The sequence below is a fragment of the Nocardia sp. FDAARGOS_372 genome (assembly GCF_002554515.1).
In the GTDB taxonomy this organism is placed as follows: Bacteria; Actinomycetota; Actinomycetes; order Mycobacteriales; family Mycobacteriaceae; genus Nocardia; species Nocardia farcinica.
On the sequence record NZ_PDDW01000001.1, the window covers coordinates 3,432,713 to 3,456,601 of the forward strand.

Below are 23,889 nucleotides of genomic sequence, written 5' to 3' on the forward strand. Positions count from 1 at the left end.
GGAATTCCCTTTCCCACATCGAACAGCTCCCCCTGAACTTACTCTGAAGTAAGAAGCGCGGCCAGGGTTTGCCCGGAACCCGGACATGCGACCGGCCCGCCGCCGGGTGGCGGACGGGCCGGAGGGGCGAGCGACCGGGCGACTAGGCGAGTCGGATCAGGCCGTAGTCGAAGGCGTGCCGCCGGTAGACGACGGACGGCCGGTCGGTCTCCTTGTCGTGGAAGAGGAAGAAATCGTGCCCGACGAGCTCCATCTGGTAGAGGGCGTCGTCGACGGTCATCGGGGTCGCCGAGTGGACCTTGGTGCGCACGATGTGGCCGGGGCCCTGGTACTCGGGCTCGGCGGGCTCGAACTCCCGCTCCTCGTCGTGCCGGTGCGCCGGCTCGGAGCCGTTGCGCGCGAACAGCGTCTCGTCGACGAGGTCCGCGGTGGCCTCGGCGACCGAGACCGGGGTCTTCTCCCCGTAGTGCACGCGGCGGCGGTCCTTGGTGCGGCGCAACCGGCTCTCCACCTTGGCCGTCACCGACTCGAGTGCGGCGTAGAAATTGTCCGCGCACGCCTCGGCGCGTACGACCGGGCCCTTGCCCCGAGCGGTGATCTCCACCCGCTGGCACGCCTTACGCTGGCGGCGGTTGCGTTCGTGGAAGAGTTCGACGTCGAAGATGAAGATCGTCGGATCGAACCGCTCGAGCCGAGACAACTTGTCGGCCACGTGAATTCGGAAATGGTCGGGTACCTCGACATTGCGGCCTTTCACCACAACCTCGGCGCGGGTGGCCCGTGGCCGCTCCGCGGCCTCCTCGGGCACCGAAGGATCTGTCACTGAAGGTCGTGAAGAAGTCGTCACGCGTACCTCCCGGATCTGGCCGCACAGACCTTTTCGCGTGCGGCGGGGTTGAGCCGTGCCGAGCTGAACCGATTCCGGCGAACACGGGCACCCGAGGTGCTGATGCGGGCTCCTTCCTGCCCGTCGACGCCGGGAAATCACACGGCACGAAGTTTCCGAGGCGCCACCTCCAAACTCCCGGTTCGGGTGTGTGACCGCGACGGTAGTACGACCGCGAGCCGTCCGCCACTGTTCACGCAAATTTCCCCGAGTCAAGCAGCACACGTCACCAAAATGGCCCGCACGGGCAGGCCTGAACACTCGAGCGCGCGCACCGACTCCGCGGCCGTCGCGCCCGTGGTCAGCACGTCGTCGACCACCACTACCTCGGCATTCGCGGCCGATCGGGCCGCGCCCGGTGCCGCACGCGACACCCATATCCGGCCGCGCAGGTTGTGCCTGCGCTCACCCGGCGACAGGCCGACCGAATCCTGTACACCACGCCACACCCGCAACACAGGAACGAGCTGGCAACCATCCAGCGATCAAACGGCAACCGCCGCCGTGCGCACCACCGGATCACCACCACGCCTGCGTGCCGCGGCCCGGCGGCTGGGCGCGGGCACCAGCAGCAACGGCACGCCCGGTGTCCGCAACCGGCGCAGGGCACCCGCCATGGCATGTCCCAGCGGCGCGGCGAGATCGGTGCGGCCACGTTCCTTGAGCGCCAGGACGGCCCGCCGCGCCGGCCCGGCATATCGCGTCACGGCCCAGCACGGCACGCCCGGATCGGTGCGGGGACGCAGCCTCAGCGGCGGTCCGGCCAGCGCGGTCGCGCACGCATCGCACCACGGCGTGCCGGGACGCCCGCAACCGCCACACGCCACCGGCAGGACCAGATCGAGGAGGGTTCGCATGGGCACCAGCGTGCCCGGAACGGCGGTTGCCCGCGCTGCGCCACGACCGTGTTGTGCACAGTTCGGCCGTTGTCCACAGCCGCGCGCACGGCGGAATCAGCCGGGCAGGACGGGTGCGGCGTCGGTGCCGACGAGGCCGGGCATCTCGGTCCAGTAGTGCAGTTCGCTGGTGGTGTTGCTGGTCAGTTCGAGCACGCCGCGGGAATCGGCCACGTACTGGGCACCGGGCGCGGCGGTGATCACCCGCACCGGCGGTGTGAGATTCTGCGAGGTGACCGGCGTCCATTCCGAGCCGTCGATCAGCACCGTCGAGACCGGGTCGATGTTGCCCTCGCGCGCGATGAGCAGGGTGTCGCCGCCGATCCAGCTCAGCGACGTCGCCTTGGTGCTCAGGCCGACCGCCACCGGCACCGGGGCGGTGAGCGCGTAACCGCCGTCCGGCCGCCGTTCCACCACCGCCACATAGACCTTGCCGTCGGCGATCAGCGCCGCGCGCACGCCGGTGCGGGAGATGCGCAACTCGGTGATGGGCAGCCGCAGAGCCGGTCCGGCCGGATCCGCGGTCAGGCCGGAGATGTCGACGCCCTGCACCGACACCGTGCCGGTGGCGCGATCGTTGACGGCCCGGATCACCCGGTCACCGTCGATCACCGCCCAGGCGGCACTGCCGTCACCGGTCCACGACGGGCGGGTGATGCTACCGCCCTCGGCGACCGGGAAGGCGGGACCGCCGTAGGTGCCGACCATCAGGGTGCGCGGCGGTTCCGGCGCGGGGCGGCCCGCATCGGCCACCGCGGCGACGAGCTGACCGTCCGGCGAGAGCGCGGCGGACTGCAGGTTGTTCACCGACCCGAAGTAGCCCGGCGTCTCCACCACGCCGCTGTCGGTCACCTGAGTCAGCGCGCCATCGCGCAGCGCGTGTAGGCCGATCCGGTTCTGCGCCTGCACCGAGGGGCTCAGGTACTGCACGTCGGCGGCCGACCAGCCGTTGGTGGCGTAGCGCTCGTCCAGCGGCCTGCCGTCGGCCAGCAGCATGTAGGGTCCGGGGATGTCGGCCTGGGCCAGGGTGAGCACCACCTGGCCGGCGAGCAGTTCCTTGTCGCGCTGGCTCAGTGCCGCCGCACCCGCGAAGTCCAGTCGCACGCCGCCGAGGCCGACGCCCACATCGTCCGGGTCGCCGTTGGCCTTGGTGATCGGTCCGCGCAAGGCCACGGGCGCGGCCAGCTGGTTGCGCACCACGGCGCCGATGGCGCCGTGCGGCCCCTCCGACAGCAGCGACAGCAGGCGCTGGGTGAGCTGATTCTTGGGCACCGACAGCCAGCGCAGGTCCGGTACCGCGGTGTTGCCGGACGGGTCGGCGAAGTACAGCACGTAGCGCCGGTAGGACTTGGTGAACGCGGTGATGTCCATGACGACGCCGTCGGGCAGTTCGGCGATCCGCCACTCCCCGTCGACCTTGACCATCTCGATCTTGTTCTCGAGGGTCGGCTCGTTGACCGCGCGGTAGGCGCCGTCGGCGGACAGTTCGGCCATCCGCTGCGCCCGGATGCGATAGGTGGCCCGGTCACCGTCGCGGGATTCGAGCAGCGTGTCGGGCTTCTCCACGATGGTGGTGCTGGTCGAGTCGTCCCACTGCGCCGAGGCCGCGGGCGTCATGTACTGGCGCGCGGCCAGGTGCCGGTTGGTCGGGTCGGCCGTGGCCTGCAGGAAATCGCGCAACAGCAGATCGGGATCGCGGCCGGCGATGGGCGGGGTGGGGCCCTCGCTGGTCGGCTCGCGATCGATGGTGCCCAGCGCCTGCGGCGCCGACGACTCGGGCAGGCTCGCGCACCCGGTGAGCACCAGCAGCACCGCGACCAGCGCCGCGGTGAGGCCGGTGGATCCGGACAACCTGGCAGCACGCATCGTCATGACTGTTCGTCTCCCGGTTCGGTGAGCACCGCGCCGCCGGTGCCGCCGGAATCCGGCTCGGCCGCGGGCGCTCCGGACACGGCGGCGGAGCCCGCTCCGTCGGCGGGCCCCGGCTCGGTGCGCAGCACCGGCATCGTGGGGGCGTCGCCGTCCACGGCCTCGGGTTCGGCCGGGCGCGGCGGCGCGGCCTTGCGCACCGCGGGCTCCAGCGGCAGCGGGCTCGGTCCCATCTTGCGCCCGCGCACCAGCGGCAACGTCAACCGGAAGCTGGCCCCGACACCCGGCTCGCCCCACGCCTCCAGCCTGCCGTCGTGCAGGTTCGCGTCCTCCACACTGATCGACAGACCGAGACCGGTGCCGCCGGAGCGGCGCATGCGGGAGGGGTCCGAGCGCCAGAACCGGTTGAAGACCAGCTTCTCCTCGCCCGGACGCAGCCCGACGCCCTGGTCGCGCACCACGAACGCGACCGCGTTGGCCTCGCTGTCCCCGCGCATCCGGATCAGGACCGGCTTGCCTTCGCTGTGGTCGATGGCGTTGGCGAGCAGATTGCGCAGCACGCGTTCGACACGGCGCGGATCGACCTCGGCGACCAGCGGCTCCTCCGGCAGGTCGATGACGACCTCCACGCCGGCCTCCTTGGCCAGATGCCGCACCGTGGAGATGGCGGCCCGCGCGCACATCCGCACGTCCAGCGACTCCACCTGCAACTCCGCCACGCCCGCGTCGTGGCGGCTGATCTCGAGCAGGTCGTTGAGCAGCCCTTCGAACCGGTCCAGCTCGGTCACCAGCAGTTCCGCGCTGCGCGCCAGCGCCGGATCGAGGTCCTCGCTGGAGCCGTGGATCAGGTCGGCGGCCATGCGCACCGTGGTCAACGGCGTCCGCAGTTCGTGGCTGACGTCGGAGGTGAACCGGCGTTGCAGGTTGCCGAATTCCTCGAGCTGGGTGATCTGGTTCGACAGGCTCTCGGCCATCTCGTTGAACGCCTGCGCCAGCCGCGCCATGTCGTCCTCACCGCGCACCAGCATGCGTTCCTTGAGGCGACCGTCGGCGAAGCGGCTGGCGATCCGCGCCGCCGACCGGATGGGCAGCACCACCTGCCGGGTGACCAGCGCGGTGATCGCCGCCAGCAGCACGAGCAGGACCAGCCCGCCGATCATCATCGTGCCCCGCATCAGCGCCAGGCTGCGCTCCTCGTTGACCAGCGGGAAGACGAGGTAGATCTCCAAGGTGGGGATCTCCGCGCTCGGGCTGCCGATGATGAGCGCGCGTCCGTGATAGCCGTCCGGGTCGGCGACCGTGGCGAACTGGTAGCTGACCTGATTGCGCTGCACGAACCGGCGCAGTTCCTCGGGCACCTCCTGAATCGGCCCGGTGGCGATCTGCTGCTGCGGCGTGCCGCCGACCATGCTCAGCGCGGAATCGAAACTGCCCGCGGCACCCGTGGAACGGCCGGAGCCGCCGCGATTGGACAGCGCGCTGCGCGCGTCGGCCAGCCGCTGCTGCTGGGTGCCGAGGTCGTGCACACCGGCCAGCTGGCTCTCCACCGTGTTGCGCGCCCGGCCCATCTCCTCGACCGCGGCGTTGATCTTGGCGTCCAGCAGCCGGTCGGTGATCTGGCTCGTCAGCACCACCCCGAGGATCGTGATGACGATCAGCGAAAGCGTCAGCGTCGAGACGATGACGCGCAGTTGCAGCGAACGGCGCCACAGGTGGCCCAGCGCGGTGCCCAGATCCTTGAACCAGACACCGACGGGCGCCAGCGACCGCTCCAGACGGGGAATCGTCCCGCTCGGCTCGGCAACGCGGGAGGCCGCGCTGCCCTGCTCGCCGCCGGGACGCTCCGCATCCCCATCGGTCACGGCGGTCCGGCCTTGTAGCCGACCCCCCGAACGGTCAGCACGATCTCAGGATTCTCCGGGTCCTTCTCCACCTTCGCGCGCAGCCGCTGCACGTGCACGTTCACCAACCGGGTGTCCGCGGCGTGCCGGTAGCCCCACACCTGCTCGAGCAGCACCTCGCGGGTGAACACCTGGCGCGGCTTGCGGGCCAGCGCCACCAGCAGATCGAACTCGAGCGGCGTCAGCGAGATCTGCTGGCCGCCGCGGGTCACCTTGTGCGCGGGCACGTCGATGACGATGTCGGCGATCGAGAGCAGCTCCGCGGGCTCCTCCTCGGTGCGGCGCAGCCGGGCGCGCACGCGGGCTACGAGTTCCTTCGGCTTGAAGGGCTTGACGATGTAGTCGTCGGCGCCGGACTCGAGCCCGAGCACGACGTCGACGGTGTCCGTCTTCGCCGTCAGCATGACGATCGGAACGCCGGAATCGGCCCGCAGCACCCGGCACACGTCGATGCCGTTCATGCCGGGCAGCATCAGGTCCAGCAGGACCAGATCGGGGCGGATCTCGCGGACCGCCGCCAGGGCCTGTGTGCCGTCGCCGACCACGTGCGGGTCGAACCCTTCCCCGCGCAGGACGATCGTGAGCATCTCCGCGAGTGCCATATCGTCGTCGACGACCAGAATCTTCGGCTTCATAGTTACTATGTTGTCATCTCCCAGGCGAGGATCGGGCCGCCACGCCAAACACCGCGGCGAACCCGCTGCGGATCCAACCCTAGCGGCCGATCAGCTCGGCGAGCCGCCCGGCCAGGGCCGCGGGCTCGTCACCGGAGCGATACCGCCACCACGGCCCGTGCCAGTTGCGTTCGGCCAGCTCACGGTACACCGCGAGGGTGCGCCGCTGTAGCCCGCCGTCGCGCTCGTAGGCGTCCAGCGGCCGGTCGGCGTCGAGTTCGGTGCGCCTGCGCGCGCGTTCGGCCGCGACCTCGGTGTCCACGTCCAGCAGCAGCTGCACATCCGGCTCGGGCAGGCCGAACCGGCCGAACTCCAGATCCGCTGTCCAGCCGACGATCTCGCCCGTGGCCGACTGGTGCAGCCGGGCGGCGTTGTAGGCGGCGTTGGAGGCGACGTAGCGGTCGAGGATGACGATGTCGTTGTCGGCCAACGCCTTCGACAGCTCGTCGCGGGCCTCGGCGCGGTCCAGCGCGAACAGCAGCGCCATCGCGTACACCGAGGACGCCAGATCACCGTGTGCGCCGTGCAGCGCCTCCGCGGCCAGGTCGGCGTGCACCGATCGGCCGTAGCGCGGGAAGCCGAGCGTCGCCGCCCCCACTCCCCGCGCGCCCAGCGCGGCGACGACGGCGTCGGTCAGCGTGCGCTTCCCGGCGCCGTCGAGTCCCTCCAACGCGATGAGCAGGCCCATCAGTAGCGGTAGTGCTCCGGCTTGTACGGGCCCTCCACGTCCACGCCGATGTACTCGGCCTGGTCCTTGGTGAGCTTGGTCAGGGTGCCGCCGAGCGCCTCGACGTGGATGCGGGCGACCTTCTCGTCCAGGTGCTTGGGCAGCCGGTAGACCTCGTTGTCGTACTCCTCCGGCTTGGTCCACAGCTCGATCTGGGCGATCACCTGGTTGGAGAAGCTGTTGGACATCACGAACGAGGGGTGCCCGGTGGCGTTGCCCAGGTTGAGCAGGCGGCCCTCGGAGAGCACGATGATCGACTTGCCGCTCTCACCGAAGGTCCACAGGTCGACCTGCGGCTTGATGGTGAGTCTCGTTGCGCCGGAACGCTCCAGCGCGGCCATGTCGATCTCGTTGTCGAAGTGGCCGATGTTGCCCAGGATGGCCTGGTCCTTCATCGCCTTCATGTGGTCGAGGGTGATGATGTCCTTGTTGCCGGTCGCGGTGATCACGATGTCGGCTTCGCCGATGGCCTGCTCGACGGTGACCACGTCGTAGCCGTCCATCAGCGCCTGCAGCGCGTTGATCGGGTCGATCTCGGTGACCTGCACCCGGGCGCCCTGTCCGGCAAGCGATTCCGCGCAGCCCTTGCCCACGTCGCCGTAACCGCAGATGAGCACCTTCTTGCCGCCGATGAGCACATCGGTGCCGCGGTTGATGCCGTCGATGAGGGAGTGGCGGGTGCCGTACTTGTTGTCGAACTTGCTCTTGGTGACCGAGTCGTTGACGTTGATCGCCGGGAACACCAGCTCGCCGGCCGCCGCGAACTGGTAGAGCCGCAGCACGCCGGTGGTGGTCTCCTCGGTGACGCCGCGCACGCTCTCGGCGATGGCGGTCCACTTGCCGCGGTCGGTCTCGAAGCGCTCGCGCAGCAGGTTCAGGAAGACCTTGTACTCGGCGGAGTGGTCGGCGTCCTCCGGCGGCACCACACCGGCCTTCTCGAACTGGGCGCCGCGCAGCACCAGCATGGTGGCGTCGCCACCGTCGTCGAGGATCATGTTGGCGGGCTCGCCCGGCCAGGTGAGCATCTGCTCGGCCGCCCACCAGTACTCCTCGAGGGTCTCGCCCTTCCACGCGAACACCGACACGCCCTTCGGCTCCTCGACGGTGCCGTGCGGGCCGACGACGACCGCGGCCGCGGCGTGGTCCTGGGTGGAGAAGATGTTGCAGGAGGCCCAGCGCACCTGCGCACCGAGCGCGGTGAGGGTCTCGATGAGCACCGCGGTCTGCACGGTCATGTGCAGCGAGCCGGAGATGCGGGCGCCCTTCAGCGGCTGCACGTCGGCGTATTCGCGGCGCAGCGCCATCAGGCCGGGCATCTCGTGCTCGGCCAGCCGGATCTCCTTGCGGCCGAACTCGGCCAGCGTCAGATCCGCCACCTTGTAGTCGATGCCGTTGCGGACATCGGGGGTCGGGGACGTGCGAGCGGGAAGTTCTGAGGTCGTCATATGCCTCTCCTGGTTCGGCTGTTCGCAAGCAAGGCTAGTCGCCTCGGCGGCGCCGGTGGACATGCGGGAGCCACCCGCGCGCTCAGGCGGGCAGGCCGTTGGCGGCGAGGATTCTGGCGCGCTTGCGGGGCACGATGTTGGCGCGGGTGATGTCACCGCCGTAGTGGGCCAGCACCCGGTGATCCATGACCGCCCGCCACAGCGGCGGGATCGCGGCGAAGACGATCATGCTCGCATACCCCGCCGGCAACTGCGGAGCTACATCACAGCTGCGCAGCGTCTGATAGCGACGACCCGGGTTTGCGTGATGATCGCTGTGGCGTTGCAGATGGAACAGGAAGATGTTGGTCACCAGCCGGTCACTGTTCCAACTGTCCCGCGGCGAACACCGCGCCCACCGCCCATCGGGGCGACGCTCCCGCAGCAGCCCGTAGTGCTCGACATAGTTGACCGTCTCCAACAACGCCGCACCGATCACCGCCTGCAACACCAACCAGCCCAGGATGTGCCAGCCGAAGACCAGCATCAACCCACCGAACAGCACCACCGTCATCGACCAGGCCTGCAGGATGTGATTGTGCGGGCTCCACCACCGCTTGCCCTTACGCGCCAACCGCTCGGACTCCAACGCCACCGCCGACCGGAAACCACCGGCCACACTACGCGGCAGGAACTCATACAACGACTCACCCAACCGCGCACTGGCCGGATCATCAGGAGTGGCCACCCGCACATGATGACCACGGTTGTGCTCGACGAAGAAATGACCATACGCCGACTGCGCCAACGCGATCTTGGCCAACCACCGCTCCAGATGCTCGACCCGATGCCCCAGCTCGTGCGCAGCGTTGATACCGATACCGCTGACCAGCCCCAACGTCGTCGCCAACCCCAGCTTGTCGACAAAACTCAGCTCGTCACCGGCCCACATCGCCGCCGCGATCACCAACCCGATCAACTGCACCGGCAAGAACAGATACGTACACCACCGGTAGTAGCGATCGTTGGACAACAACTCGTAGTCCTCATCCCGCGGATTCGTGCCATCCTCCCCCACCAGCCAATCCAGAACCGGAATGATCACCAACACGATGATCGGCCCGACCCACCACAACACCTCCCACCCCGTCCGCAACACCAGCTGCGACGGCAGCAACGCACTGGCCGGGGCGATCAACCCCAGAACCCACAGGTGGCGTTTGGGATCGGGCACTGTCGCCGATTTGCCATCCGTTTGCACGTTTGCCCCGCTAAAAAGAACCACTGACTCCGATGTATGAAAATACTTACAGGGTCAAGGGGCGTTACACCGCTCCCAGCCGTTGAAACGTGGCCACGGTTACATTCCGCACGGTTGGTATGTCAAATCCGCGTTCTGTGATCGAGTGCACGGCATCCGGCCAGCAAACCCTGATGGGCGGTCGGAGAAACCCCTAGCGCACTCCCCTGGCGGCGAGGATGCCCTCCACATAGGGGGCCAGCAACTCGGCGAGCTCGGCGGGCGCGTTGCGGCCGGGTCCGGGGGGATTCGGGATGTAGCTCAACGCGATGCGCACCAGCGCGTGCGCGACCACCTGGGACTGCGCCGCCGTCGCCGCGACCCAGCTGTGCTCGAAGACCGCCGCGAGCCGGTCGGTGGCGTGCTCGACCAGCGGACCCGCGTCGAGGGTGATCAGCCGCAGCAGGTCCGGCTTGGCCTCACCGGCCAGCAGCGAGCGCACCAGCGGGTCGGCCGCCGAATCGAGGAAGAAGCCGGACAGGCCCTCGCGAAAGGCGGCCCTGGCGTCGCCGACGTTGCCCGTCACCGCCGCGCGCACGTGATCGACCAGATCGTCGGCGAGGCGCAGCGCGTAGGCCTGGGCCAGCCCGGCGCGCGATCCGAACTCGTTGTAGAGCGTCTGCCTGCTCACCCCCGCCCGGCCCGCCACGTCGGCCAGGGTGATCTTGGCCCAGTCCCGCTCGGTGAGCAGGCCGCGCATGGCGTCCAGGATCGAGGCGCGCAACAGTTCGCGCGCCGCCTCCTGGTACGGCATGCGCGGCTCGGGGGCGCTGCGGCCTGCGCTCGGCATACCCGCGAGCGTGGCACGGGCGCCCTGCGCAGTCAAAACGTCACGACCGTTCGATCTCGACCATGAAGAAATCCGACTTCGCCGCACCGCAATCCGGGCAGGTCCAATCGTCGGGGATGTCGTCCCAGCGGGTGCCGGGCGCGATGCCGTCCTCGGGCCAGCCCTCGGCTTCGTCGTACTCGAAGCCGCACTGAACGCATTGGTAGAGCTTGTATTCGGTCATCGGGTCACTCCCACCGGTTCGAAATCGATCTTCTCGCGCACCCCGCAGTCCGGGCAGCACCAGTCGTCCGGCACCGCCGACCACGGCGTGCCGGCCGGAAAACCTTCGTGCGGTTCACCGTTCGTCTCGTCGTAGACGTAGTCGCACACCGGGCAGCGGTAGGCGCTCATGACCGCGCCCCGTCCGGTGCGCCGTAGCGGGCCAGCACCGCGGCACGCTTGCGCGGGTGGATGCTGGCGCGGGTGATGTCGCCGTCGTAGTGCGCGAGCACCCGCTTGTCCATCACCTTGCGCCACAGCGGCGGCACGTAGGCGAGCATGATCATGCTGGCGTAGCCGCTCGGCAGGTTCGGCGCGCCCTCCCAGCTGCGCAGGGTCTGGTACCGCCTCGTCGGGTAGGCGTGATGATCGCTGTGGCGCTGCAGGTGGTACAGGAAGATGTTGGTGACCAGGTGGTCGCTGTTCCAGCTGTGCACCGGTGCCGGGCGCTCGTAGCGGCCCGAGGCGGTGTGCTGGCGCAGCAGACCGTAGTGCTCGAGGTAGTTGACCGCCTCCAGCAGGCTGAAGCCGACCACCGCCTGCAGGATCAGATACGGCAGCAGCTCCAGACCGAACACCGCAAGCAGGGCGGCGTACAGCACCGCCGACATCAGCCAGGCGGAGAGCACCTCGTTGCGCAACGTCCACGGCCCGGAGCCCAGCCGCTCGAGCCGGGTCTGCTCCAGCCGCCACGCCGACTTCAGGCTGCCCCACACCGTGCGCGGCCAGAACTCCCAGAACGTCTCGCCCACCCGGGAACTCGCCGGATCCTCCGGCGTCGCGACGCGCACGTGGTGACCGCGGTTGTGCTCGATGTAGAAGTGCCCGTAGAACGATTGGGCCAGCGCGATTCTCGACAGCCAGCGCTCCAGATCGACCTTCTTGTGGCCGAGTTCGTGCGCGGTGTTGATGCCGATCCCGCCGATCATGCCCACGGTGATCGCCAGTCCGATCTTGTCGGCCACGTGCAGCCCGCCATCGATGCCGAGCCAGCTCAGGTCGCCCGCGGTGATCAGGTAGCAGGCCGTGATCAATCCCGCGTACTGGAACGGCAGGTACAGGTAGGTGAGATAGCGGTAGTACTTGTCGTTCTCCAGGTACTCCATCACCTCGTCGGGCGGGTTGTCGCCGTCGGGCCCGAAGAAGATGTCGGCCACCGGAATGATCAGGTAGACCAGGATCGGCCCGAGCCAGAACGGCACATGCGCCGCCCCGTGCCAGCCGATCTCGTTGAGCGCCCAGATCAGCGGCAGCCCGATCGTGAACAGCCCGGTCGGCGCGAACAGCCCCCACAGCCACAGATAGCGCTTGCGGTCCCGCCAGGCGGGCACCTGCACCGACCGCCCCGCCGCGTCCGTATTCGTCGACATCGTCGTCGTCTCCCATCAGTGTGACGCATGCAACACCTTCGATTGGACAATAGGGCCAGCGTTGTCGTCTGTCTAGACAAATCAGCCGATTTGTAAAGCTGTTACCCGGGCGGGGCTCCGACACCAGCCCGTGACGCACCCCGGAAATGCCGTCGAGCCCCGTACCGGACCCCGCCCAGCCTGAGCGCGCGGGCCGGCCGCCCGAGGCGAGCGCGCAGCGTGACCCGACGTCGCGATCGATTCATCGCTGCCGCTGGAGCCGACGGAACGGGCGTCGACCCTGGTGCTGGACGAGTTCGAGGCCGCGGTGGGCGCGGCGGGGCGGACCTTCGAGCCGCACCGGGCGGTGTTCGAGGCCGAGACGACAGCACCCGGGCAGGGGCCGCGGGGATACCGCGGCGCCCGCCCGGGCAGCGGTCAGCGCAGCAGGACGTCGGCGTTCGGGGGGAGGGCGTCGGTCGGCCACCAGCGCAGGTCGGTGGACTCGTGGCTGCGGACCGGGACGGCGCCGGGTGGGGCGGTCAGACGGAAGAGGAGGTCGAGGTGGCGGGTGGGACGGCCGAGGGAACAGGTGATGGGGTGGGCCTGGGCGCCGTAGAGGCCGGGCTCGAGGTGCAGTCCGGCGACGCCGGACTCCTCGGTGGCCTCGCGCAATGCCGCGGCCGCCACCGTCGCGTCCGGCTCCTCGCAGTGCCCGCCGAGCTGGATCCAGCGGCCGACCCGCGGGTGCAGGGTCAACAGCACCTCCCGGCCGTCGTGCGAGAACACCACCGCCGAGGCGGTGATGTGGCCGGGGGCGTGCTCCCGCAGACACCCGCGCGGCGCCGAGCCCAGAAAGGCGAGCATCGCCTCGCGCACCGACCGCTCGGGTCCCGTCGGCGGCGACCAGCTCTCCAGCAGGGCGGTGGCGGAGGCGTGCAGCGATTCCGCGCTCACCGTTCGACCAGCCCGTCGCCGGGATCGCGCGGCGGACGAGGTGCGAGCTCTTCGGTCGGGTAGCCGACCGCGATGGCGCCCAAGGGGTTCCAGTCCGCGGGAAGGTCCAGCTCGGCGCGGGTGACCTCGGGGGCGAAGATGGTCGATCCGATCCAGCAGCTGCCCACGCCCTCGGTGGCGAGTGCGACGAGCAGTCCCTGCACGGCGGCGCCGACCGCGACAGTGAACATGGTGGTTTCGGCCGCCTGCCTGCGCTCGTCCGGGTAGGAGTGCGCGCCGTCGGGCACGCAGCACGGGATGAGCACCTCGGGGGCGTCGAACAGGATGCGGCCGCGCCCGACCCGCCGTTCGATCCGTTCCGGGTCGAGTCCGTCGGCGCGCAGGTCGGCACGCCACTTGTCGGCCATCGCGGCGAGCAGCCGCTGCCGTCGCTGCGCGTCGCGCACCCACACGAACCGCACCGGGCGGGTGTGGTGCGGGGCGGGCGCGGTCAGTGCGACCGACACGGCGGCGCGGATCGTGTCGGGCTCGACCGGGGTGTCGGCGAAGGTCCGCACCGAGCGGCGCAGCAGCACCGCTTCGCGCCTGCCGCGCTCGACGGCCTCGGCGGTGCCCAGCCAGAACAGGTCCTCCTCGCCGGCGCGCACCAGATCGGCGGCGGTGGAACCGTCCTCCTGCGTCGGCAGTCCGCGCACCACCGCCACCGGAACGCCGCGCAACTTGCCCTTCACCAGGTCGGCGGCGGCGGCCAGTTCGTCGGCGACGGCGACCTGGGTGACGTGCAGTTCGTTGCCCTGTCCGTCGACCGCCCCGGCATAGTCGTGCAGCACGCGCAGGCCGGCGGCGCCGATCGCGGCGTCGGTCTGGCCGTTGCGCCAGGCCCGGCCCATCGTGTCGGTGACGACCACCGCCACCCGCACGCCGAGCCGCTCGGCCAGGCCCGCGCGCAGCGCCGCGGCGCTGGCGTCGGGATCGGCGGGCAGCAGCACCAATTCGTCCTTCTCGACGTTGGATCCGTCGACACCGGAGGCCGCCTGCACGATGCCGAGCTTGTTCTCGGTGATGAGGGTGCGGCCCTTGCGCGCCAGCACCCGCACGGCCTCCTGCTCGACCAGCGCCCGGCGCACGGCGTCGCGTTCCTCGGGGTCCACCGGTGCGGGCACGACCCTGCCCTCGGCCTTGGCGATGATCTTGCTGGTGACCACGAGGATGTCGCCGTCGGCCAGCCAGGGCGCGGCGGCGGCGATCCGCTCGGCCACGTCGTCGCCGGGACGGAACTCGGGGAGGCCGGTGACGGGCAGGATCCGCAACCCCTCGAGACTCACGCCCGCGTGGTCGCCGGGCGCGCTCACCACTTCACCCCCGCGAGATCCAGGGCCTCCCCGACGATTTCGGCGGTGGTCGGCGGGTCGGTCATGAGCAGCGGCACGCTGCGCACCTCGACGCCGGGCACCTCGGCGGTGTCGGTGGTGTGGATCAGCCAGCCGTCCAGGATGCCGGTGGCCGAGCGTGCGCCGTAGTGCCTGCCGACCGCCTCGGCGGTGGTCTCGACTCCGATCACGGACAGGCACTCGTCGGCCATGCCGCGCAACGGCTTTCCGTCGATCACGCCGGACACGCCGATCACCTTCGCCCGGGTGGTCCGCAGCGCGCCCCTGATGCCGGGCACGGCGAGGATCGCGCCGATGCTGACCACGGGGTTCGAGGGGGCCAGCAACACCGCATCGGCGGTCTCTATGAGATCGATCACATTCGGCGCAGGTTTTGCTTCATCCGCTCCGATTGTGGCGAATCCATGAGTTTCGACGTTTGCGCGGTACCGCACCCACCACTCCTGAAAATGGATCGCGCGGCGTTCGCCAGGGTTCTCCGGATCAGTCACAACAACATGCGTTTCACACCTGTCGTCGGTTGCCGGGATCAGTTTCACGCCAGGTTGCCAGCGGTTGCACAGTGCTTCGGTCACGGCCGACAGGGGGTAACCCGCTCGCAACATTTCCGTGCGAATGAGGTGGGTGGCGATATCGCGGTCCCCCAACCCGAACCAGTCCGGCTTGGCGTGGTATGCGGCGAGCTCCTCCTTGGCGTGCCAGGTCTCGCCGACCCGGCCCCAGCCGCGCTCGGTATCGATGCCGCCACCGAGGGTATACATGCAGGTATCCAGGTCGGGACAGATTCGGAGGCCGTGCATCCAGACGTCGTCTCCGACGTTCACGATCGCCGAGACCTCGGCGTCGGGCAGCAGTTCTCGCACGCCCTGCAGGAAGCGCGCGCCGCCGACGCCGCCGACGAGCACGACGATCCGGGGGCCCGCTGCGGGCGCGATGTCCGCGTGTTGTCCAGTCACATCCGCACAGCCTATGCGTTGGCGCGGCGGCGCTCCCGCAGCAGCATATTTGCTGCTCATTTGCTATTCTGCGTCTCCAGCGCCACGCAGAAAACGGTCCCGGATAGTAACGGAATAGCGACGGCGGCTTGACCATCGATACATCCGGCGTGTCTAATCACAGACATGTCATTCCGAGTTCGCGCGAGAGTGCAAGGCGCGAACGGATTTTCGAACAGATGTTCGCATCGGGGTGACGTGCTCGGGGATGTCCGCGGGACAACGTCGCGGGGTAGGGCCGTCGGTGTGCGTGTTGGTCCGACGGAAAGAAGCATTCTGCGCTAACACACAGTGAGGAGGCGGAGCGATGACCGGAGACATGGTCGCGCGAACCGATTCCACAGCAGGCGCAGCACGTGGCGTCTGCGCAGACATCGGCCGCGAACACGACGGGGGTGAGGCGGTGTCGGCTCCTCGACTGAGCCTGGTGGTCACGGGCTTTGACGAGTTGTTCGAATCCATCGAAGAGCAGTGGCAGGAGCGTGCCCTGTGCGCGCAGACCGATCCGGAGGCGTTCTTCCCCGAGAAGGGCGGCTCGACGCGGGAGGCGAAACGGATCTGCATGGGCTGCGAGGTGCGCGACGAATGCCTGGAGTACGCGCTCGCACACGACGAGCGTTTCGGAATCTGGGGCGGGCTCTCCGAACGGGAGCGCCGTCGCCTCAAGCGTGGCATCAGCTGACCCGCGCGGCCGGCTGACGGAGGACGACGTGGCACCTCGCACCGACCTCGATACCGGGGTCGGTGCGAGTTCACCTAGATTTCAGTCATGGCACGTTCTCGCAATCGACGACCGCCGACCGCCCGGTCGGTGATCCGCCGCGGCCGCGGTGTGCGCGGTCCGATGCTCCCGCCGACCGTGCCCGCCTGGCGCACCCGCGGCCAACAGTTCGACCGCCTCGTCCTCGAGGCCTTCGCGCCCATCGATTCGCGCTGGCACGACCGGCTGACCAAGCTCGACATCGCCGTCGACGACGTGCCGAAAATCCGCCCGCTGCATCCGGATTCGGTCTCCTGGCCGGACGAGGTGGTCGCCGACGGGCCGGTACCGCTCTCGCGGCTGGTGCCCGCCGGGCTCGACCGCCACGGCGCCGCCACCCGCGCCAGGATCGTGCTGTTCCGCAAACCGCTGGAACTCCGCGCCGGGGATCCGGACGATCTGGTCGATCTGCTGCGCGAGGTCCTCATCCAGCAGGTCGCGACCTACCTCGGGGTCGACCCGGACATCATCGACCCGGACTCGGCGTAACGGGATGGTCACCGCCACCCGGCCCCGCGTGTCTGTGCACATCCTGAGGATCGGCGCGATACTCTCATCCGCGTGATCCCCATGCGTCGTTGCTGCCGACCCGGCTGCAAGAATCCGGCCGTCGCGACGCTCACGTATGTGTACTCCGACTCGACGGCAGTGGTCGGGCCGCTGGCGACGGTGGCCGAGCCGCATTCCTGGGACCTGTGCGAGACCCACGCGTCGCGCATCACCGCGCCCAAGGGCTGGGAACTGGTCCGCCACGAGGGTGGTTTCTCCACCAGTCCCGACGACGACGATCTGACCGCGCTGGCCGAGGCCGTGCGCGAGGCCGGGCTGCGGCGGCGTCCGCCCGAGGCCGACCAGCGTGGTTACCGGGAGTACGTACCGCCGCCGCAGCGGACCACCCGCACGGGGCGTCGTGGGCATCTGCGCGTGCTGCCCGACCCGCCGAGCTGACCCCGCCACGGCTGGGGTGGGCAGTGGTCCGGCCTGTGGTGCGGGCACATTAGGGTGTGGGGCATGACTGTCGCCCGCTCTGCCGAGTTCGTGAACGCGGTGATCAAGGCCTACGACGTTCGTGGTGTGGTCGGTGACCAGATCGACGCGCGGTTCGTCGAGGACGTGGGGGCCTCCTTCGCGCGGTTGATGCGCGGCGAGGGCGCGACCCGGGTGGTTGTCGGGCACGACATGCGCGAGTCCTCCCCCGAGCTGGCGGCGGCCTTCGCCGAGGGGGTCACCGCGCAGGGCCTCGACGTGGTGCACATCGGGCTGGCCTCCACCGACGAGTTGTACTTCGCCTCGGGCCGATTGGGCTGTCCGGGCGCGATGTTCACCGCCAGCCACAACCCGGCCCGGTACAACGGCATCAAGCTGTGCCGGGCCAACGCGCTGCCGGTCGGGCAGGACACCGGCCTGGCCACCATCAAGGACGAACTCGTCGCGGGTGTGCCCGGCCACGACGGCGCGCGCGGCACCACGAGCACGATCGACCTGCTCGACGACTACGCCACCTTCCTGCGGGAGCTGGTGAACCTCACCGACATCCGCCCGCTCACCATCGCGGTCGACGCGGGCAACGGGATGGGCGGGCACACCGTGCCCGCGGTGCTCGGCGCGCTGCCGCAGGTGACCATCGTGCCGCTGTACTTCGAGCTCGACGGCAGCTTCCCCAATCACGAGGCCAATCCGCTCGATCCGAAGAACCTGGTCGACCTGCAGAAGCTGGTGCGCGAGTCCGGCGCGGACATCGGCCTGGCCTTCGACGGCGACGCCGACCGCTGCTTCGTGGTGGACGAGAACGGCGAGCCGGTCTCCCCCTCGGCGATCACCGCGCTGGTGGCCGAGCGCGAACTCGCCAAGGAGCCGGGCGCCACCATCATCCACAACCTGATCACCTCGCGGGCGGTGCCGGAGCTGGTGCGCTCGCTGGGCGGCACGCCGGTGCGCACCCGCGTCGGGCACTCCTTCATCAAGCAGCAGATGGCCGCCACCGGCGCGGTGTTCGGCGGCGAGCACTCCGCGCACTACTACTTCCGCGATTTCTGGGGCGCCGATTCGGGCATGCTGGCCGCGCTGCACGTGCTGGCCGCCCTCGGCGAGAAGGACCGCCCCGTCTCCGAGCTGATGGCGGCCTACAGCGCGTACGCGGCCTCGGGCGAGATCAACTCCACGGTGGACGACGCGCAGGCCCGCACCGCCGCCGTGCTCGACGCGTTCGCCGACCGCGCCACGTCGGTGGACCGCCTCGACGGGGTGACCGTGCAGCTGGCCGACGACGCCTGGTTCAATCTGCGCGCCTCCAACACCGAGCCGTTGCTGCGGCTCAACGTGGAGGCCAGGTCGGCCGAGGAAGTAGACGCACTCGTGACCGAGATTCTGACCATCGTGCGCTCCTGACTGGGATAGTGGAACTACGACGGAGTGGAATCACACGTTCGGGATTCGACCGGGCGCGGCCGTGCCCGCGACCGGATTCCGAGCGTCGGCCGCTCCCGGCTGGAATAGTGGAAACACAGACAGAGGATTCGCCCGACCAGGGCTGGGTGTGGACGATCCGGACGCAGCGCGATGAGGGGAGGTGGGACGCCCGATGATCGCTGGGACACCGGTGCTCGACCTCGACGATGCCGCTTCACTCGAGGCGGCCGACAGCGGCGGCGCATTGCGCTCGGCCGCCTCGGGCGGTGCGCAGGTGCGTGCCACCGCCGCGGCCGTCGGTGAGAACGCGCTCGCCAGGCTCGCCGATCTGCGACCACGCAGCGTGGTCTTCGTGTCCGGTTCGGGCCGGGCGGCGCGCGCGGCCGGACTGCTGATGATGGCGCTGGGCGACCGGGCCGGGCTGCCCGTCGTGCACGCGGCCGGGTTGCCGCCCTGGGTGGGCCCGTTGGACGTGGTGCTGGTGGCCGGCGACGACGCGGGCGATCCGCGGCTGATCGACGCGGTGGACCGAGCGCTGCGCCGCGGCGCCGAGGTCGTGGTGGCCGCGCCGAACGAGGGACCGTTGCGGATGGCGGCGGCCGGCCGGGCCGCGCTGCTGGAACCGCGGGTGCCGGTGCTCGACCACAATCGCCTGCTGCGCTTCCTCGCCGCGGGCATCGCGGTGCTGCGCATGGTCGACCCCGCCCGCAGCGGCGCCGCCGTGCCGGAGCTGACGGCGCTGGCCGACATGCTCGACGCCGAGGCGCTGCGCGACGCGCCGCAGAACGAGGTCTTCCACAATCCGGCCAAGACGCTGGCCGCGCGCATGCAGCAGCGCGGCCTGGTACTGGTCGGCGACTCCCCCGCCGCCGCCGAACTGGCCGACCACGCCGCCGAGGTGCTGTTGCAGGCCGCGGGGCGGGTGGCGAGTTCGGCCGATCTCGCCGAAGCGGTGGCCGCGGGTCCGCAGCTGACCGCGGCCGCGGGCGAACAGGCGCCGGACTTCGATCCGCTGTTCCACGACGAGGAACTCGACGGTCCGGCACCGGTCGACCGGATCCGGGTCTTCGTGCTGAGCACCGACCCGGACCAGACCGCCGCCCGCCGCAGGCTCGCCGTGTTCGGCACCGGCGGGCTGGTCGACGCCGATCTGGTGACCGCCGACATCGACCTGCTGCGGTCCGCGCTGACCGATCCGGCCGCGCTCACACCGCAACCGGAGGACCGCACCGCGACCGGCGACCACGGCACCGAGCTCGAACAGCTGGCCGTGCTCGCCCTGCGTCTCGAGATGGCCGCCGCCTACCTGCGCCTGATCGGCGGGCACGGCACGGCCGACGCGACGCCGGACTACCGCTCCGACGACTACCGGGACGAGGACTACACCAGCGCCGACCAGTACGACGGGGGACGTTTCTAGTGCACGAACTCGTTGGTGCGCTGCGTTCCTATGCCTGGGGTTCGCGCACCGCGCTCGCCGAGCTGTGCGGCAGGCCGGTGCCGTCGGCCCATCCCGAGGCCGAACTGTGGTTCGGCGCGCACCCGGCCGACCCCGCGTATGTGACGCTCGCCGAGGGCACCACCAAATCGCTGCTGGATCTGGTGGCCGCCGATCCCGAACGCGAACTCGGCGCCGCCGGTGCGCAATTCGGCGACAAGCTGCCCTTCCTGCTGAAGATCCTCGCCGCCGAGGAACCGCTGTCGCTGCAGGCGCACCCCTCCGCCGAGCAGGCGCGCGCCGGGTTCGAGCGGGAGAACCGCGCCGGGGTCCCGCTCGACTCGCCGATGCGCAACTACCGCGACGACAACCACAAGCCGGAGCTGGTGGTGGCGTTGGACCGCTTCGAGGCGCTGGCCGGGTTCCGGGCGCCGGAGCGCACCGTCGAGCTGTTCCGGGCGCTGGCGGTTCCCGAGCTCGAGCAGTACGCCGATCTGCTCGCCGCCCAACCGGATTCGGCGGGACTGCGGACGCTGTTCACCACCTGGATCACCCTGCCGCAGCCGGTGCTGGCGACGCTGTTGCCCGCGGTGCTGGACGGCTGCGTGCGCTATCTGTCCGGCAAGGGCAAGCGTCCGTTCGTGGCGGAGGCGCGCACCGCGCTCGAACTGGCCGAGGTCTATCCGGGCGATGCGGGCGTGCTGGCGGCGCTGCTGCTGAACCGGCTCACCCTGGAACCGGGCCAGGCGCTGTTCCTCGACGCCGGCAACCTGCACGCCTATCTGCGCGGTGTCGGCGTGGAGATCATGGCCAACTCCGACAACGTGCTGCGCGGCGGGCTCACCCCCAAGCACGTGGACGTGCCGGAACTGTTGCGCATCCTGGACTTCGAGCCGATCGAGCTGCCGGTGGTGTTGCCGGAGCCGGGCGGCGACGGCTCGGTGCACTACCGCACCCCGGCCCCGGAATTCGCGCTGCGACGCTTCGACCTGGTCGAAGGGGCGGGTCAGGTGCCGCTCACCGACGCCGGGCCCGGCATCGTGCTGTGCACCGCGGGCACGGTGCTGCTGCGGCACGGCGACGACGAGCTGACCGTGGGCCGCGGCTCGGCGGCGTGGATCTCCGCCGCCGACAGCGACATCCGCGCCCGGGCCGTGGACGGACCCGCCCAGGTGTTCTGCGCCTGCGTCGGCGGCGGGGCCTGAGCCGCCCGCACTCGGACAACGCCGCCGCGACAGGCTAAGTTAGCCGGGTTCGGTGAAACGAGAGAGGACATCCACGACATGTCTGCTGGTGGCGGCAAGAAGGCGATCCTCGCCGCGTTGACGGCCAACGCGGGTATCGCGACCGCGAAGTTCATCGGCGCGGCGATCACCGGGTCGGCCTCGATGCTGGCCGAGGCGGTGCACTCGGTGGCCGACACCTCCAACCAGGGCCTGCTGCTGTTCGGCCAGGCGCGCGCGGCGAAGGAAGCCGACGAGCTGCACCAGTTCGGGTACGGGCGCAGCCGCTACTTCTATTCGTTCGTGGTGGCGCTGGTGCTGTTCACCCTCGGCTCGATCTACGCGATCTACGAGGGCATCCACAAGATCCAGCATCCCGAGGACCTGACCTCGCCCATCGTCGCCATCGTGATCCTGCTGATCGCGATCGGCCTGGAGACGTTCAGCTTCGTCACCGCGATCCGGGAATCCCGCCCGCTCAAGGGCCGGGCGAGCTGGTGGCGGTTCATCCGCAACTCGCGCAGCCCCGAGCTGCCGGTGGTGCTGCTCGAGGACCTGGGCGCCCTCGTCGGCCTGATCCTGGCCTTCCTCGGCGTCGGCCTGACCATGGTCACCGGCGACGCGATCTTCGACGGCATCGGCACCCTGTGCATCGGTGTGCTGCTCGGCATCATCGCGATCATCCTCATCATCGAGATGCACAGCCTGCTCATCGGTGAGGGGGCGACCGCCGAGGAGGACCGCGCGATCCGTGCCGCACTGGTCGACGGCGAACGCATCGACCGCGTCATCCACCTCAAGACCCAGTACCTGGGACCGGAGGAGATCCTGGTGGCCGCGAAGATCGGCATCGTGCCGGACATGGACATCGCCGCGGTCGCCGCCGCCATCGACGGCGCCGAGGCGCGGGTGCGCGCGGCGGTGCCCGCGGCCAGGATCATCTACCTCGAGCCCGACCTCTACCGCACGCCCGTCGCCTGAGCGGGAGCGGGTCAGCGGCCGGCGATTTCAGCACCGCCTGAGCGGGTCAGCGGCCGGAGGCGGCAGCGCAGCATCACCACGCAGCCCGCCCCGCCCAGGCGAAATCCAACACAGCCTGAGCGGGTCAGCGGCCGAAGGCGGCGCGCTCAGGTGCGCACCGCGGTGCCGAGGAGTTCCAGTGGGTCGGTGGTGATGTCGAACTCGCGGCGCAGGACGTGCCGGGCGGCGTTGAGGCCGTTCATGCCGTGCACGCCCGGACCGGGCGGGGTGGCGGAGGAGCAGAGGTAGGCGCCGGTCAGCGGTGTGGCGTAGGGATTCCACCGGGGGGCGGGGCGGAACAGGACCTGCGGGAGGATCATCGCGCCCGCGGAGATGTCGCCGCCGACGTAGTTGGCGTTGTGGGTGGGCAGTTCGGCGGCGGTGCGGGTGTTGTGCGCGAGGATCAGGTCGCGGAAGCCGGGGGCGAACCGCTCGACCTGGGCGATCACCGCGTCGGTGACGTCGAGGTCCGAGCCGTGCGGTACGTGCGCGTAGGTGTAGAAGGTGTATCTGCCCGCGGGAGCGCGGGAATCGTCGACCACGCCGGGCTGGATGGCCAGTACGTAGGGGCGTTCGGCGTGCCTGCCCGAGGCGACCGCGCCCTCGGCGGCCATCGCCTCGGCCCGGCTGCCGACCAGGTGCAGGGTTCCTGCCTGGGCGCAGTCCGGGGCAGCCCACGGCACCGGGCCCGACAACGCGAAGTCGACCTTGCAGGCGGCGCCGCCGTAACGGAATCGGCGCAGCCGCCTGGCATATCCGGCGGGTAGCCGGTCCTGCGCGAGTCGCAGCAGTTCGGCGGGCGAGGTGTCGAGCACGATCGCGCGGGCGCCGCCGAACTCGTCGAGGGAGTCCACCCGGTGACCGGTGTGCACGCTGCCGCCGAGGCGTTCGAGTTCGGCGATCAGGGCGTCGGCGATGGCCTGGCTGCCGCCGCGCGGGATCACCCAGCCCGCCGCGTGCGCCAGGGTGCCCAGCAGGACGCCCGCGCCGACGGCGGGTAGCGCGCGCGGTGAGGTGATCGCGTGGGTGGCGACGCCGGTGAGCAGCGCGGGCGCGACGTCGCCACGGAAACGCAGATTCCACAGCGGCGAGCCCTGTTCCAGCAGACGCAGGCCGAACCGGACCGCGGTCGGCAGGTCCGGCGGCAGATGCCGCAGGTCGGACATGGCCACGCCGACCACGCCCGGCCAGTCGCGCACCAGCGGCTCGAAGAACGAACGCCAGGCGGGACCGTCGGGCCCGAGGTCGGCGACGGTGCGGTCGAGGTCGCGCCAGGCGACGCCGGCCCGGCCGCCGTCGAGCGGATGGGCGTAGGAGGCCGGGGGCGCCAGCAGTTCCACCCCGTGCGCGGCGAGGTCGAAGGCACGGAAGAACGGGGACGCCGACGCCATCGGATGGGCTCCGGCGCAGACGTCGTGGTGGAAGCCGGGCAGTGTCAGCTCGGCCGTGCTGCATCCGCCGCCCGCGGTCGCCGCCGCCTCGAACACCTCCACCGACAGCCCCGCCGACGCGAGAACCACCGCCGCCGCGAGACCGTTCGGCCCGGAACCCACCACCGCCACATCCGCCATGCCACCCACGGTAGGCGGCCGGGCACGTCCCGGCCACGACGCGCCGGG

22 protein-coding genes and 1 pseudogene are annotated in these 23,889 nt (G+C 70.2%); 7 read left to right on the top strand and 16 right to left on the bottom strand.

The window, feature by feature from the left end:
- Positions 1-142: 142 nt before the first annotated feature.
- The 15 genes and pseudogenes from hpf to cofD all read right to left on the bottom strand — a co-directional run bounded on the left by hpf (position 143) and on the right by cofD (position 15,441).
- On the bottom strand, positions 143-847 hold the full coding sequence (hpf, locus tag CRM89_RS16470) for a ribosome hibernation-promoting factor, HPF/YfiA family (protein ID WP_011211142.1): 705 nt from the start codon (positions 845-847) through the stop codon (positions 143-145).
- 251 nt (positions 848-1,098) lie between these two features.
- Positions 1,099-1,743, bottom strand: a pseudogene (locus CRM89_RS16475) (ComF family protein).
- Positions 1,744-1,839: 96 nt separating this feature from the next.
- Positions 1,840-3,654, bottom strand: a complete 1,815-nt coding sequence (lpqB, locus tag CRM89_RS16480; protein ID WP_060594587.1) for an MtrAB system accessory lipoprotein LpqB — start codon at positions 3,652-3,654, stop codon at positions 1,840-1,842.
- A complete protein-coding gene (gene mtrB, locus CRM89_RS16485; protein WP_371392064.1) occupies positions 3,651-5,435 on the bottom strand; it encodes an MtrAB system histidine kinase MtrB in 1,785 nt (594 codons plus the stop codon). The genes lpqB and mtrB overlap by 4 nt, the downstream gene beginning before the upstream one ends.
- 74 nt (positions 5,436-5,509) lie before the next feature.
- Entirely contained in the window at positions 5,510-6,187 is a 678-nt protein-coding gene (gene mtrA, locus CRM89_RS16490) for an MtrAB system response regulator MtrA (protein WP_011211146.1), read from the bottom strand.
- A gap of 79 nt (positions 6,188-6,266) precedes the next feature.
- Entirely contained in the window at positions 6,267-6,914 is a 648-nt protein-coding gene (locus CRM89_RS16495; protein ID WP_172964530.1) for a dTMP kinase, read from the bottom strand.
- The gene (gene ahcY, locus CRM89_RS16500; RefSeq protein WP_011211148.1) at positions 6,914-8,398 is read right to left on the bottom strand and encodes an adenosylhomocysteinase; all 1,485 of its coding nucleotides are present in this window, start codon (positions 8,396-8,398) and stop codon (positions 6,914-6,916) included. The genes CRM89_RS16495 and ahcY overlap by 1 nt, the downstream gene beginning before the upstream one ends.
- A gap of 82 nt (positions 8,399-8,480) precedes the next feature.
- Entirely contained in the window at positions 8,481-9,662 is a 1,182-nt protein-coding gene (locus CRM89_RS16505) for an alkane 1-monooxygenase (protein WP_098084860.1), read from the bottom strand.
- Between the two features lie 169 nt (positions 9,663-9,831).
- Entirely contained in the window at positions 9,832-10,467 is a 636-nt protein-coding gene (locus tag CRM89_RS16510) for a TetR/AcrR family transcriptional regulator (protein WP_011211150.1), read from the bottom strand.
- Between the two features lie 40 nt (positions 10,468-10,507).
- Complete coding sequence (locus CRM89_RS16515) at positions 10,508-10,690, bottom strand: rubredoxin (RefSeq protein ID WP_011211151.1); 183 nt, start codon at positions 10,688-10,690, stop codon at positions 10,508-10,510.
- The gene (locus CRM89_RS16520; protein ID WP_011211152.1) at positions 10,687-10,860 is read right to left on the bottom strand and encodes a rubredoxin; all 174 of its coding nucleotides are present in this window, start codon (positions 10,858-10,860) and stop codon (positions 10,687-10,689) included. The genes CRM89_RS16515 and CRM89_RS16520 overlap by 4 nt, the downstream gene beginning before the upstream one ends.
- Entirely contained in the window at positions 10,857-12,098 is a 1,242-nt protein-coding gene (locus CRM89_RS16525) for an alkane 1-monooxygenase (protein ID WP_098084863.1), read from the bottom strand. Before CRM89_RS16525 ends, CRM89_RS16520 begins: the two co-directional genes overlap by 4 nt.
- A 417-nt stretch (positions 12,099-12,515) precedes the next feature.
- Positions 12,516-13,034, bottom strand: coding sequence for an NUDIX hydrolase (locus CRM89_RS16530; protein ID WP_098084866.1), 519 nt, complete (start codon positions 13,032-13,034; stop codon positions 12,516-12,518).
- On the bottom strand, positions 13,031-14,389 hold the full coding sequence (locus CRM89_RS16535) for a coenzyme F420-0:L-glutamate ligase (protein WP_098084868.1): 1,359 nt from the start codon (positions 14,387-14,389) through the stop codon (positions 13,031-13,033). Before CRM89_RS16535 ends, CRM89_RS16530 begins: the two co-directional genes overlap by 4 nt.
- Positions 14,383-15,441, bottom strand: a complete 1,059-nt coding sequence (gene cofD / locus CRM89_RS16540; protein WP_195039542.1) for a 2-phospho-L-lactate transferase — start codon at positions 15,439-15,441, stop codon at positions 14,383-14,385. The genes CRM89_RS16535 and cofD overlap by 7 nt, the downstream gene beginning before the upstream one ends.
- Before the next feature lie 403 nt (positions 15,442-15,844).
- On the opposite strand from cofD, the gene CRM89_RS16545 reads away from it, so the two are divergent.
- From CRM89_RS16545 to CRM89_RS16575, 7 genes are all read left to right on the top strand, one after another.
- A complete protein-coding gene (locus tag CRM89_RS16545; protein ID WP_371392066.1) occupies positions 15,845-16,102 on the top strand; it encodes a WhiB family transcriptional regulator in 258 nt (85 codons plus the stop codon).
- A gap of 87 nt (positions 16,103-16,189) precedes the next feature.
- Entirely contained in the window at positions 16,190-16,669 is a 480-nt protein-coding gene (locus CRM89_RS16550; RefSeq protein ID WP_011211158.1) for a metallopeptidase family protein, read from the top strand.
- A gap of 81 nt (positions 16,670-16,750) precedes the next feature.
- Positions 16,751-17,128, top strand: coding sequence for a DUF3499 domain-containing protein (locus CRM89_RS16555; RefSeq protein WP_098084871.1), 378 nt, complete (start codon positions 16,751-16,753; stop codon positions 17,126-17,128).
- Between the two features lie 63 nt (positions 17,129-17,191).
- The gene (locus CRM89_RS16560; protein WP_011211160.1) at positions 17,192-18,568 is read left to right on the top strand and encodes a phosphomannomutase/phosphoglucomutase; all 1,377 of its coding nucleotides are present in this window, start codon (positions 17,192-17,194) and stop codon (positions 18,566-18,568) included.
- A 193-nt stretch (positions 18,569-18,761) separates the two neighbouring features.
- Positions 18,762-20,009 carry a hypothetical protein gene (locus CRM89_RS16565; protein ID WP_060594578.1) on the top strand — a complete coding sequence of 416 codons (1,248 nt, stop codon included), beginning with the start codon at positions 18,762-18,764 and terminating at the stop codon, positions 20,007-20,009.
- Positions 20,009-21,232 carry a mannose-6-phosphate isomerase, class I gene (manA, locus tag CRM89_RS16570; protein WP_098084873.1) on the top strand — a complete coding sequence of 408 codons (1,224 nt, stop codon included), beginning with the start codon at positions 20,009-20,011 and terminating at the stop codon, positions 21,230-21,232. Before CRM89_RS16565 ends, manA begins: the two co-directional genes overlap by 1 nt.
- 78 nt (positions 21,233-21,310) lie before the next feature.
- Entirely contained in the window at positions 21,311-22,231 is a 921-nt protein-coding gene (locus CRM89_RS16575) for a cation diffusion facilitator family transporter (protein WP_060594576.1), read from the top strand.
- Between the two features lie 146 nt (positions 22,232-22,377).
- Here the strand turns inward: CRM89_RS16575 and CRM89_RS16580 are convergent, their stop codons facing one another.
- Entirely contained in the window at positions 22,378-23,841 is a 1,464-nt protein-coding gene (locus tag CRM89_RS16580) for an NAD(P)/FAD-dependent oxidoreductase (RefSeq protein ID WP_098084876.1), read from the bottom strand.
- Positions 23,842-23,889 lie beyond the last annotated feature (48 nt).

Coding starts and splice junctions, on each gene's coding strand:
- lpqB (WP_060594587.1), bottom strand. CDS start 3,654: ATGACGATGCGTGCTGCCAGGTTGTCCGGATCCACCGGCCTCACCGCG.
- mtrA (WP_011211146.1), bottom strand. CDS start 6,187: ATGAAGCCGAAGATTCTGGTCGTCGACGACGATATGGCACTCGCGGAG.
- CRM89_RS16495 (WP_172964530.1), bottom strand. CDS start 6,914: ATGGGCCTGCTCATCGCGTTGGAGGGACTCGACGGCGCCGGGAAGCGC.
- ahcY (WP_011211148.1), bottom strand. CDS start 8,398: ATGACGACCTCAGAACTTCCCGCTCGCACGTCCCCGACCCCCGATGTC.
- CRM89_RS16510 (WP_011211150.1), bottom strand. CDS start 10,467: ATGCCGAGCGCAGGCCGCAGCGCCCCCGAGCCGCGCATGCCGTACCAG.
- CRM89_RS16515 (WP_011211151.1), bottom strand. CDS start 10,690: ATGACCGAATACAAGCTCTACCAATGCGTTCAGTGCGGCTTCGAGTAC.
- CRM89_RS16520 (WP_011211152.1), bottom strand. CDS start 10,860: ATGAGCGCCTACCGCTGCCCGGTGTGCGACTACGTCTACGACGAGACG.
- CRM89_RS16525 (WP_098084863.1), bottom strand. CDS start 12,098: ATGTCGACGAATACGGACGCGGCGGGGCGGTCGGTGCAGGTGCCCGCC.
- cofD (WP_195039542.1), bottom strand. CDS start 15,441: ATGAGCAGCAAATATGCTGCTGCGGGAGCGCCGCCGCGCCAACGCATA.
- CRM89_RS16550 (WP_011211158.1), top strand. CDS start 16,190: ATGGCACGTTCTCGCAATCGACGACCGCCGACCGCCCGGTCGGTGATC.
- CRM89_RS16555 (WP_098084871.1), top strand. CDS start 16,751: ATGCGTCGTTGCTGCCGACCCGGCTGCAAGAATCCGGCCGTCGCGACG.
- CRM89_RS16560 (WP_011211160.1), top strand. CDS start 17,192: ATGACTGTCGCCCGCTCTGCCGAGTTCGTGAACGCGGTGATCAAGGCC.
- CRM89_RS16565 (WP_060594578.1), top strand. CDS start 18,762: ATGATCGCTGGGACACCGGTGCTCGACCTCGACGATGCCGCTTCACTC.
- CRM89_RS16575 (WP_060594576.1), top strand. CDS start 21,311: ATGTCTGCTGGTGGCGGCAAGAAGGCGATCCTCGCCGCGTTGACGGCC.
- CRM89_RS16580 (WP_098084876.1), bottom strand. CDS start 23,841: ATGGCGGATGTGGCGGTGGTGGGTTCCGGGCCGAACGGTCTCGCGGCG.